The sequence below is a fragment of the Actinomyces sp. MRS3W genome (assembly GCF_032465695.1).
GTDB lineage: Bacteria > Actinomycetota > Actinomycetes > Actinomycetales > Actinomycetaceae > Actinomyces.
Genome location: NZ_JAWDJJ010000216.1, coordinates 1 through 9,948, shown reverse-complemented (window position 1 = coordinate 9,948; position 9,948 = coordinate 1). Strand labels below are relative to the sequence as shown.

The 9,948-nt window shown below is 71.1% G+C and carries 11 protein-coding genes; 3 read left to right on the top strand and 8 right to left on the bottom strand.

Annotation, left to right across the window (positions count from 1 at the left end; translation table 11 throughout):
* The 4 genes from RWX45_RS08325 to RWX45_RS08310 all read right to left on the bottom strand — a co-directional run.
* On the bottom strand, nucleotides 1-1,091 hold a 1,091-nt coding region (locus tag RWX45_RS08325), incomplete at its 3' end, for a DUF222 domain-containing protein (protein WP_316023265.1).
* A gap of 201 nt (nucleotides 1,092-1,292) precedes the next feature.
* Nucleotides 1,293-1,985 carry a beta-carotene 15,15'-monooxygenase gene (locus tag RWX45_RS08320; RefSeq protein ID WP_316023264.1) on the bottom strand — a complete coding sequence of 231 codons (693 nt, stop codon included), beginning with the start codon at nucleotides 1,983-1,985 and terminating at the stop codon, nucleotides 1,293-1,295.
* Nucleotides 1,982-2,650: a SatD family protein gene (locus RWX45_RS08315; RefSeq protein ID WP_316023263.1), complete on the bottom strand. Its 669-nt coding sequence runs from the start codon at nucleotides 2,648-2,650 to the stop codon at nucleotides 1,982-1,984. The genes RWX45_RS08320 and RWX45_RS08315 overlap by 4 nt, the downstream gene beginning before the upstream one ends.
* 80 nt (nucleotides 2,651-2,730) lie before the next feature.
* Nucleotides 2,731-3,354 (bottom strand): thymidine kinase, encoded by a 624-nt coding sequence (locus tag RWX45_RS08310; RefSeq protein WP_316023262.1) that lies wholly within the window; start codon nucleotides 3,352-3,354, stop codon nucleotides 2,731-2,733.
* A 96-nt stretch (nucleotides 3,355-3,450) separates the two neighbouring features.
* On the opposite strand from RWX45_RS08310, the gene RWX45_RS08305 reads away from it, so the two are divergent.
* The gene (locus RWX45_RS08305; RefSeq protein WP_316023261.1) at nucleotides 3,451-4,167 is read left to right on the top strand and encodes a phosphatase PAP2 family protein; all 717 of its coding nucleotides are present in this window, start codon (nucleotides 3,451-3,453) and stop codon (nucleotides 4,165-4,167) included.
* On the opposite strand, the gene RWX45_RS08300 is transcribed toward RWX45_RS08305, so the two are convergent.
* Entirely contained in the window at nucleotides 4,158-5,816 is a 1,659-nt protein-coding gene (locus RWX45_RS08300; protein WP_316023260.1) for a DNA polymerase Y family protein, read from the bottom strand. The genes RWX45_RS08305 and RWX45_RS08300 overlap by 10 nt on opposite strands.
* Nucleotides 5,813-6,787: a hypothetical protein gene (locus tag RWX45_RS08295; RefSeq protein ID WP_316023259.1), complete on the bottom strand. Its 975-nt coding sequence runs from the start codon at nucleotides 6,785-6,787 to the stop codon at nucleotides 5,813-5,815. Before RWX45_RS08295 ends, RWX45_RS08300 begins: the two co-directional genes overlap by 4 nt.
* Before the next feature lie 166 nt (nucleotides 6,788-6,953).
* Here RWX45_RS08295 and RWX45_RS08290 point away from each other — a divergent pair, with 166 nt between their 5' ends.
* Nucleotides 6,954-7,529 (top strand): YbhB/YbcL family Raf kinase inhibitor-like protein, encoded by a 576-nt coding sequence (locus RWX45_RS08290; protein ID WP_316023258.1) that lies wholly within the window; start codon nucleotides 6,954-6,956, stop codon nucleotides 7,527-7,529.
* On the top strand, nucleotides 7,489-8,337 hold the full coding sequence (locus RWX45_RS08285; protein WP_410050701.1) for an SDR family oxidoreductase: 849 nt from the start codon (nucleotides 7,489-7,491) through the stop codon (nucleotides 8,335-8,337). The genes RWX45_RS08290 and RWX45_RS08285 overlap by 41 nt, the downstream gene beginning before the upstream one ends.
* A 25-nt stretch (nucleotides 8,338-8,362) precedes the next feature.
* On the opposite strand, the gene RWX45_RS08280 is transcribed toward RWX45_RS08285, so the two are convergent.
* Both RWX45_RS08280 and RWX45_RS08275 read right to left on the bottom strand, forming a co-directional pair.
* Nucleotides 8,363-8,821 (bottom strand): tRNA (cytidine(34)-2'-O)-methyltransferase, encoded by a 459-nt coding sequence (locus RWX45_RS08280; protein WP_316023256.1) that lies wholly within the window; start codon nucleotides 8,819-8,821, stop codon nucleotides 8,363-8,365.
* A gap of 55 nt (nucleotides 8,822-8,876) precedes the next feature.
* Nucleotides 8,877-9,948 (bottom strand): dihydrolipoyl dehydrogenase family protein (locus RWX45_RS08275; RefSeq protein ID WP_316023255.1); only part of this gene is annotated, 1,072 nt, incomplete at its 5' end.

Genomic DNA, 9,948 nt, shown 5'->3' with positions numbered 1-9,948 from the left:
ACGGTGGGAGGAGCGGCGCTGGGAGCGGCAACGTGGCCTGCCCCGTCGTCTCCCCCGCTGCCGTTGCTGCGGCAGGCCAGGTTCTGGCTGCCTTGCAGGATGCGCAGCGTCATGCCGGTGAGCGCATCGGCCCGCAGCTGTGCCAACGTACGTGAGTCTCCGGCCGCGCGCGCGGAGGCGGCAATGGCGTCCAGGGTGGCGTCCACCAAGAACGCATCCAGGCTGGGCAGGAGCAACCGCATCTCATGGATCCCCTCGCCCGCCTGGCGCGGGCGGGTGACCCGCCGTCGGGACACGTTGCGCTGCCGTCTGGTAGCGGCGCCGTCGGGATCCAGGGCGGCCAGGGCTCGGTCGATATCCCGGGCCAGCTGCGCGCCGGTGCGGTGGGCCGCCCGGCCCAGCACCTGTTCCTGCACCGCCACGGCCGTATCGGCGTCGAGATCTTGTAGACGGCCGACAATGAGGGCGGTCTTGCTGCTATCCAACAAACCCGCACGATGTAGGGTTTCGGTGGCGGCGAAGTGGGGCTGCACCAGCGCCTGTCCGCGATCCAGGATGCGTCCTGCGCTTATGCGGGTGATGCCTAGGCGGCAAGCGATCTCCCCGCCGGTGGTGAAGCGATTCTCCGCGGCGGTGACTACCCGTTCCGGTCTGCCGTCCGGCCCCCAGGGCGCCGCTCCGGCGTTCATCTCCGGGCTGCGCGCCAAGCAGGCCGCCGCTACGCTCTCGGTCCAGGAAGCCCACGCGACCAGTCGATGGCAGGCGCTCACCAGCTCGCTCAGGGTCGCGGCCCCAAGCGCTGCCAGGGCGTCGATGCCCGTGCCCACACCCCAGTCCACCCCTACGGTCCCGGCCGCCTGGGCCAGTTCCCGCTCCATCGGAGCGCCGATAGCGGCAGCCAGAGCCTCCACGTCAGCAACCCCCAGCGCCGCGGCCTCGTCCGCCCCGGCCTCGGACATACCGTCATGACCGGGGCGGGCAGGCACCAGCAGCTCGGCCAGCAGGTCCTCAATCAGGCCGGCCAGCCCCGCGCCCGCCGGCATGCCCGCCAGGCGCTCTAGGACGTCCTTGCCCGACCCGGCCTCATCCACCGCGGAGGTAACCGAAAGGCGAGCGGGCGCGCTGGCCGGACCCGCCGCGGAAACCCCGACGGGTCGGCTCCCAGCACCCCTACCTTCGAACATATGTACACAGTATCGCAGGGGTCTGACACGAATACACGTGCCTTAAGCGGCTGCCTCGGCGGGGCCGCCAGGCCACATCAACATCCGCTGCCGGGCGCCGCGTCAGGCTCAGGCCGCGGCAACCGCTCCGACGGCGAGCACCGCCAGAATCCATGAGGTCAACGAACCGATGAGGAACTCTTCCGCCTTACGGCCATCTTCGTCCTTGCTGATCTCGGGGAAGCGGATAACCCCCTTGGCGGCAATGACCGCCGCGACCGCGGCATGTGCGCCGGCCGCAGCGAGCAGAAGGATGAGGATGCGTTCAAGCGGTCCAATCCAGCGCCCTCCCCGCAGCATCGGGACCAGGGCGGTTGCCGTCGCGCCCTGGTCGCTCCCGGCGCCGCGGGCCAGGGTGAGCACAGCCGAGACCACCGCATTGGCTGGCGCCCCGAGCAGAATGGCGGCGCCAACGGCGGCGCACGCCGTTGCCGGTCGCGTGCCGACCGGGTCGGCCAGCACAAGGCAGACGCCGCACCCGGCAGTAAGCACGATGAGCGGACCGGCGTCCGCCCAACCACCGCCCGGCGCCAAGGCGCTCCAGGCGGTCCACAGGATGGGGACGGCACAGGCTGCGGCAACGGCAGCTCCCGACAGCCGCAGCGGACCGAGCCCGAGGAGCACCCCGACGGCGACGATCGCTACGGTTCCCACAACAACCCCCGCGCCCTGCCACCCGGGACGCCTCTCGCCGCCAAGTTTGCGAACCAGGAACGGCAAGATGCTGGCAAGACCAGCGAGGAGCAGCACGAGCGCCATCATGGTTCCTCTTCGCGTATAGGCAGATCGAGGCCGCTCTCCTCGAGGAGGGCCTGCGCCTCGAGGAGAGCGGCCGCCGGCCCACGGGAGAATTCGGAAACCGCCTGCTGGCTGACCTTCTCCGCACGAGCCACCTCCACCTGGGTGGCCCCGGCAAGCAGGGCGGCGGCCATGCGCCGCTGCCGCGGGCCCAGGCGGAAGATGGCCTGATCACGCAGGAGCAGTAGCGCGTTGACAAGCGCCTCCGCTTCACTTCCGGAGTCCGCCGCACGCATCCAGGTGCGGCAGAAGCCCCGTCCTGCGTCCTGCAGGGCGTGTGCCCGCTCAATGGCCTCGCGGGCCGCCCACCAGGCGCTACCATCCTGAATGCCGGCACTGGTGGCGCCGTCCACGGAAAGCGCCTCGACCCGCCCGGCACCGATGCCAAATCTCAGGGAGAGCTCCTCCGGCAGGAGCAGGTGAGTACGCAAAGTGAGAGTAAGTGCGCCAGCGAGCGAGGTGGAAACGGCTTGGAACTCATCGCCGACGGTGGCAACGGGATCCTGGAGCAACGCTAGTCCCGCGGCCGCCCGCCCGAGGATGTCAACGAAGGTGGCCTGCGCGCCGCGGCGGTCGGCTAGGCGCCGAGAACCGACGATATCGGCAATGACGGCATAGGACACATCCACAGCTTCACGATAATGCTTGTATCCCCCTCATTACAAGGAGTTTCCCGGAGAAGTGTGTGTCCAGCCGACTCGGGCCACCCCTACTCCCTCGGCAGCACACCCCCGGCCTCGAGATAGCACTTGCCGCACAAGGACTCATACGTGACGTCCACGCCGTCGATCGCCACCTGGTCGCCGTCGAAGACGAAGGTGTCCCCCACCTTGCGGGCGTTGAAGATGGCCTTGCGCCCGCAGCGGCAGATCGTTTTGAGCTCTTCCAGGGAGTGGGCGATCTCCAGCAGGCGCCGCGATCCGGGAAAGCTGAGCGTACGGAAGTCGGTGCGAATGCCGAAGGCGAGCACGGGCACGTCGTCGATGAGGACGATCTCCATGAGCTGATCGACCTGCGCCGGGGTGAGGAACTGCGCCTCGTCCACGAGCACACAGTCGACAGCCTCCCGCGGACCGGTCTGCGGATCTGTGGCGCGCGCCCCCAGCGCGGCCTGTCGCACGAGGGCACGAACATCGTCCGCAGCCGTGACGAGAAGGTCAACACGACGGGTCATGCCCAGGCGGGAGACGACGGTGTCATCCCCCTTGGTGTCGACAGCGGCCTTGATGAGCAGGACCCGCTGTCCGCGCTCCTCGTAGTTATAGGCGGTTTGCAGCAGTCCCGTGGTCTTGCCCGAGTTCATGGCGCCGTAACGGAAGTAGAGCTTGGCCATGCCTGTTGTGGTTCCTCTCCTGGAGCGGGCGGCGCTTATCCTGCACCCGCATGCGGCACAGGCTACGCCCAGGACGGCTCTCTAGACTTTCATCCCATGCAGCACGCTTTGTCCGTTCCGCAGTCCGTCCCACTGCGGGACCTCCGGCCACGCTTCGTCCTTGCGGCGACGGCGGCGATCGTCGTCTTCGCATGGCTGGCGGTGGCGACGAAGCTCGGACTCTTCCCGGCCATCCACGATTCTACGGTCACCCTCTGGGCGGTGAATCTGCGCCACGAGCTTCTCACCGCGGCGGCCTGGCCGATCACGCACCTGGGCGGGACGCTCAGCCTCACACTGCTGACGATCGCGGTGTGCGCATGGTTCCTCTGGCGCAAACGGTGGCGCCGCGCGGTGGTGCTGGCCGGGGCGATGGCCGGATCGGCGCTGCTCACGGTCCTGCTGAAGATCAGCTTCGCCCGCTCGCGGCCGTCGTCGGTGCTGCTGCTGGGAAGCCCCGCCTCCTCATGGTCTTTTCCGTCCGGGCACTCCTTCAATACCGGGGTTTTCGTCGGTGTTCTGGCGGGCTTCGTCCTGTTCTCCGCAACACCGCCCGCCCGTAAGGCACTTGCCGTCGTCATAGCGTGCACGGCTGCCGTCGCCGTCGGCCTGACCCGCGTGTACCTGGCCTACCACTGGTTCACCGACGTGCTGGCCGGCTGGAGCATAGCGCTGGCGTGGCTGTGCCTCGTCGCCGTGGTGGTGCTGACCGTGTGGGGACGTTCCCGCGCCCTCCCCGCTCAACCTTCGCGGGCCCTGGCGGCTCAGGAGTAGAGGCCGTCGAGCCACCACCTACCGGCGCGAGCCAGCAGCAGGGGCGGCCCGGTGTCGGTGACGATTTGCAGGTAGGCGCGCCGCGATGCACCTCCGGGACGCCACCAGTGCTCATCGACGGGCCAGGGACCCGCCCAGAATCTCACCCGCCGCCGTCCACGCCACTCCCCCAGGTCCTCGCCCCATCCTGATGCGGGGGCGGCAGCGGGAGCAGCCGCCAACTCGACGCTGACCGGGATAGCGGCCAGCTGTCCCTGACGGTCGACGACGACGTCGTGTCCGTCCGCGTCCAGGAGCAGGGCCGGCAGCGGCTGCGGAGGGACGAGGGCGGGCGACGGTGCGGGCAGCGCCCCGGCCCAGGGGGCGGCGTCATCCGTCCCCCCAGGGGGTGCGCCGTCGGAGTTCTCCCCCCAGCCAACGAGGGTCACGCGGGAGCGCGGGTCCCGTCCGGGACGCGGCACCGGCACCCGGACACCGCCAACGCCGAGAAGGGACTCGAGCCGCTCGGCAGCGCGCCGTGCCCGGCGTCCGGCCTGGTCACCGGGCGAGCTCCACAGCCCGGCCTGGGCGGTGCCCGCGGGGATGAGTTCAAGGGCGGTCAGGCGCAGACGTGTCAGGGGTGCGGCGGGAGGACGGCCGGAGCGGCCGGCCAGCCACCCCTCCAGTTGCCAGCGCACACGGTCGGTGAGGTCGGCCGGCGAGGGCATGGTCCCGAGCAGCCAGGAGCGGGCCAGTTCCTCCCCGTTCTCGCACCGAGCCTCCACCCGAAGACGTCCGGCCGACATCCCTTGGGAGACGAGGCGCCGGGACAGGTCCTCGGCCAGGGAGCGGGCGGCCCAGGCAGCGGCGTCGGCTCGGTCTATGGGAGGGTCGAGGAGGGCCGTGGCCGCGACGTCGGCAGCGGGACGGGCCGAGCGCGGTGGGGACTGCCAGTCTCCGGAGGCGAGGCGGTGCAGCTGCTCCCCCGCGGGGCCGAAGCGCGCGGTGACGTCGCGCCGGGGCAGGGCGGCCAGATCGCCGAGGCGGTGCAGGCCGAGCCGTTCGAAGTCCTCCAGGAGGGGGCGGGCTTGCCGCTGGCCCCGCTGCGTGGCCAGCGCATGCTGGAGGGAGGCCAGTGGCCAGGGGGCGAGGAAAGCGGGAGTGGCGCCGGGCGGGACGATGACGCCCCGGCGCGCGGCGAGGATGGCACCGAGGAGGGAGTCGGCGATGCCGACCTGGCATTCAACGCCCGGGCCGACGGCGACGGCCTCGACAAGTGCGGCGGCGAGGGTTTCCTCGTCCCCCGCCCACCGGGCCGGGCCACGGGCGGGTGACAGGGCCAGTCCGGGCCGGGCGACAATCGGGTCGGCGAGCACCTCGGAGAGCGCCTCCATGACGGTTTCGAAGGCCCGCGCCTCGCGGTCGGGTTGCGGCGGTAGGACGATCAGTTCGGGACACAGCGATCGGGCGACGCGCAGCCGCATGCCGCGGGCGATACCGGTGGCGCGCGCCGGCGCCGAGGCCGCGATGACGCCCCGCCCGCCCACAACCGCGACGGGATCCAGAGCGGGATTCGGCACTTCGGGGAGGCGGCCTGCCTCCAGCGTGAGGGCTGCGACGGGCCAGTCGGGCGTCCAGACAGCCACGAGTCGCGGCGTGGAAGGGGTCATGGCTGCGTCCCCCGTTGTCCGTCGTCCGCCGCCCCGACCAGCACCAGCTGCGACCGCGGCGCGCGGGCGTGCGACTCCGGTGCTTCGGGCGCCGGGCCGGGGATGAGGCGGGCTCCGGCGGCGTCGAGGACGAGGCGCACCCGGCCGGGGCGGTAGGGGGTGTGCAGATCCCAGGCGAGGTGCCGCACATGCCCTCCGGGCATCTCCTGTGGTGCCGGCTCCTCCCGAATGCGACCTCGCAGCGGGACCACGACCCCTCCCGCCGTCTCTACCGGAGTAGGCGGCGCGCCCGCCGACGCCAGAGTCGAGGGCAGCGCGGTGCCGACAACAGCCGGCACCGCATTCAGCGGGCGCGCACTCTCCCAGGGAAAGGGGGTGAGCACGAGGCGGCCGCGTTCCCGGGCCCGGGCGAGGAGGGCACGACGATCCCCGGGATGCAGGCGGGAGGCGGCCGTGGTGGAGACGAGGAGGACACCGACTCCATCCAGAAGCGCAGCGGTTGCCGTCGCAAGTGGGGAGGCGGCCAGGCCCTCGCTGGAAACGGCGAGGACTCGGGAGAGATCCAGGCCGGCCTCGGCGGCGGCGCTCCACCCCAGTCCTTCGCAGCCGACGACGCCGCACCAGTCCTCGCGCCCCTGACGGACAGCAGCCAGAGCGAGGAGGGCGCTGACCGAGCCGGTCAGGGTCACCACCCCGGCAACCTGGGTGATCACCGACAGGAGCGGGGTGGGCGCGGGTGCCGACTCTGAGACCTGTGCCGGTGGTGCAGCCGCGAGCGCGGCGGCACCGGAGATGAGCATTCCGCGTGGAGCGCTCGCCTGCGCGTCGAGGGTGCGAGCGACTTCGTGGGCGGCCCGCCCGCGCAGGCCCGCATGTTCTTCGGCGCGGATGAGGGCGGCGCGGGCGGCGGTGAGGCGGTCTGCGCTCCCCGCACTTCCGGAGATCCGGACGCTCCGGGGGCTTCGGCCCATGGCTCCTCCTCTCAATTGGGACATCTATCGAACACCTGTTCGATCGTCTCTTGCAAGGGTAGCGCCGGCCTCGGACAGGTATTGCGTCACAGACCGCGTCTACAGTGGTGGCTGCCGACGCTCCTGCCGGCCCGGTCAACCCGCTCGACCCCGAGGAGGTCCATTCATGACCGCAGACCTGCGGCGCATTCGTCCGCCTTTCCCCTACGACTCGCTTCCAGCCGTCCCCTCCTTCACCCTGGCCTCCGACGACCTCGCGGACGGCGAGCGCATGCCCGACCGCTTCACCGCGGTGCACGAGAACATCTCCCCCGAGCTGCACTGGTCGGGCTTCCCGGAGGCCACCCGCTCCTTCGTCGTCTCCTGCTTCGATCCCGACGCACCCTCCCCGGCCGGATGGTGGCACTGGACGGTGCAGGATCTCGATGTCTCGGTCACCCGCCTGCCCCAGGGTGTGGGGGAATCCGATCTCCGCCTGGACGGTGCCGCCTTCCACGCGATCAACGACTCGGGCACACACGCCTGGTCCGGCCCCTATCCGCCGGCGGGCGACGGCGATCACCGCTACATCTTCGCCGTGCACGCCCTCGACGTGGACACCCTCGACCTGGACGACGACGCCTCCCCGACGGTGGTGGCCGCCCAGTGCTCCTTCCACGCCATTGCCCGGGCCCTCCTGACCGTCACCTACTCCCAGCCGGGTGAGCCCGGCGCCGCCCCCTTCATCCGGGAAGCGGAGTGAGGCGGGCGTGGCCTCAGCAACTCCCGCCGCGGCCAGCACCAGCGAAGCGGCCGTCGCACAGGCCCCTCACCGCCCCCTTGCGCTCGTCACCGGGGCGACCTCCGGCGTGGGGCTGGCCGTGTGCCTCGACCTGGCCCGCGACCACGACCTCATCCTCATCGCCCGCAGCGCCGAGAATCTTGATGCACTCGCCACCGCGCTGACGGCCGAGGCCGGTGCGCGGGTGCGGAGTGTGCCGCTGGACCTGACCGATGACAACGCCGTGTCCGCCGCCGTTGCCCGGCTGGACCTGGACGGGCTCGACGTCATCGTGCACTCGGCCGGGGTCGAATCCGCCGGGGCCCTGGAGGATCTACCTCCCGAGCAGTGGCGGCGGGTTCTCGATCTCAATGTCGTCGCCCCGGCTCATCTCACGCGCCTTCTACTGGCGCCGTTGCGGCGGGCGCAGGGCCTGGTTGTGCTCATCAACTCCGGCGGCGGTATGCGCGTGTGGCCCGGACAGACGGTGTATTGCGCCTCCAAGCATGCGCTGCGGGCCTTCGCAGACGGCCTGCGCGAGGAGGAGCGCGGCCGCGTCCGCGTCACCACGATTTACCCCGGGCGGGTGGACACCCCCATGCAGCGCCGCCTGCATGGCAAGAACGCCTCAATGGTGGAGGGGGCCGCCGACGGCGGGGCGGGCCGCCCCTACCGCGCCGCGGACCACATGACTGCGGAGTCGGTAGCCGCTTCGGTCAGGCTGGCGGTTGATATGCCGCTGGACGCCGTCGTCGAGGATCTGTCGGTCCGGCCCGGCCAGATGCTCTGAGCACGCGTGGGCGCGCACCCACGCGTCAGGCGGCCCCTGGGAAGCCGAGGCTCCGCCAGGCCTCATACAGGCCGACGGCGGCAGAGTTGGCGAGGTTGAGCGAGCGACTGCCGGGAAGCATAGGGATACGCACCCGCCCGGTGACGCGCGGGTGACTCATCACTGCCTCGGGCAGGCCGGTGGGTTCGGGACCGAAGAGCAGGGCGTCGTCGTCGCGCCAGGCAATGTCGGTGTACCGGGTGGTGGTCGACGCGGTGAAGGCGAAGATGCGCCCGGGCACCTGCTCCAGGCACTCCTCCCAGGTGGCGTGCACGCGTGTGCGGGCCAGGTCGTGGTAGTCGAGCCCGGCCCGGCGCAGCTTGGCATCGTCCATGTCGAACAGGGGGTCGACCAGGTGGAGCGTTGCCCCGGTGTTGGCGCTCAGCCGGATGGCGGCACCGGAGTTCCCCGGAATACGAGGCTCGAAGAAGATGACATGCAGCACGCAGGACATCCTGCCACGGCGGCCGCAGCTTCGCCGAGCTGTCCCCGGGACAGCCTCATCCCAACGAGTCCAAGACGATATTGAGGCCCTCGGCCATGGTCGGGTGGGAGATGGGGGCGTCGCGCAGCTGCTGCCAGCGCATGCCGGCGAGCATGGCCACCTGGACGGCGGTGATGACCTCGCCCGCGTCCTCACCGACGATTGCGGCACCGAGGATCTCATCGGTGTCGGCGTCGATCATCACCTTGTAGAACCCGGCGGTGGCGCCGAGGGTCTTGGCGCGGGGAACCGCGGCGGTCGGGGTCTTGGCCACACGCACGTTGCGCCCGGCTGCCCGTGCTTGAGCCTCGGTGAGGCCAACGTGCCCGAGCTCCGGGGTGGTGAACACGGTCCAGGGGATGACCCGGCCCGCGGTGGTGGCCTCGCGGCCGTCCAGCAGATCGCGCAGCACCCGGAAGTCATTCCAGGAGGCGTGGGTGAACATGGGTGTGCCGGCGACGTCCCCCGCGGCATACACGCCCTCGGCGGTGGTGCGCAGGTGGTCGTCGACACGCACGAAGCCCTTCTCGGTCAGTTCTACGCCGGCCGCTTCCAGTCCCAGACCGGCGGTGACGGGGGCGCGTCCCAGGGCGAGCAGCAGGTGGGAGCCGGTGGCCTCGCGACCATCCTCGGTGTGCGCCACCACCGGCCCTAAGCGGGCGGCGGTGCGCACCGCGGTCACGCGGGCGCCGGTGAGGATCTCGACGCCGAGGGCCTCAAGTCCGGCGGCGACCTCGGCGGCGACGTCGGCGTCCTCCCGGTTGAGCACATGCGTCCCGGAGTGCAGCAGGGTGACGGGTACCCCGAGCATGCCCATGAGCGAGGCCATCTCCACGCCGATGACCCCGCCGCCGAGAATGAGGAGGTGGCCGGGCAGCTCGGGCAGGGTGAGCAGGTCCTCGCTCGTCCAGTAGGGGGCGTCGGCCAGCCCCGGAATGTTGGGGATGGCCGGGGTGGTGCCGGTGTTGATGACGACGCGTCGTCCACGCACCCGGCGCACGGCGCCGTCGGCGGCGGTGATCTCAACGGTGCGCGGGGCGATGAAGCGGGCGGTGCCGCGTACGAAGTCCATGCCGGAGTCGGCGAAC

Excerpts from the sequence above, each read along its gene's own strand:
- RWX45_RS08320 (WP_316023264.1), bottom strand. The coding sequence starts at position 1,985 with ATGATGGCGCTCGTGCTGCTCCTCGCTGGTCTTGCCAGCATCTTGCCG.
- RWX45_RS08290 (WP_316023258.1), top strand. The coding sequence starts at position 6,954 with ATGACCGCAGACCTGCGGCGCATTCGTCCGCCTTTCCCCTACGACTCG.
- RWX45_RS08300 (WP_316023260.1), bottom strand. The coding sequence starts at position 5,816 with ATGACCCCTTCCACGCCGCGACTCGTGGCTGTCTGGACGCCCGACTGG.
- RWX45_RS08295 (WP_316023259.1), bottom strand. The coding sequence starts at position 6,787 with ATGGGCCGAAGCCCCCGGAGCGTCCGGATCTCCGGAAGTGCGGGGAGC.
- RWX45_RS08305 (WP_316023261.1), top strand. The coding sequence starts at position 3,451 with ATGCAGCACGCTTTGTCCGTTCCGCAGTCCGTCCCACTGCGGGACCTC.
- RWX45_RS08310 (WP_316023262.1), bottom strand. The coding sequence starts at position 3,354 with ATGGCCAAGCTCTACTTCCGTTACGGCGCCATGAACTCGGGCAAGACC.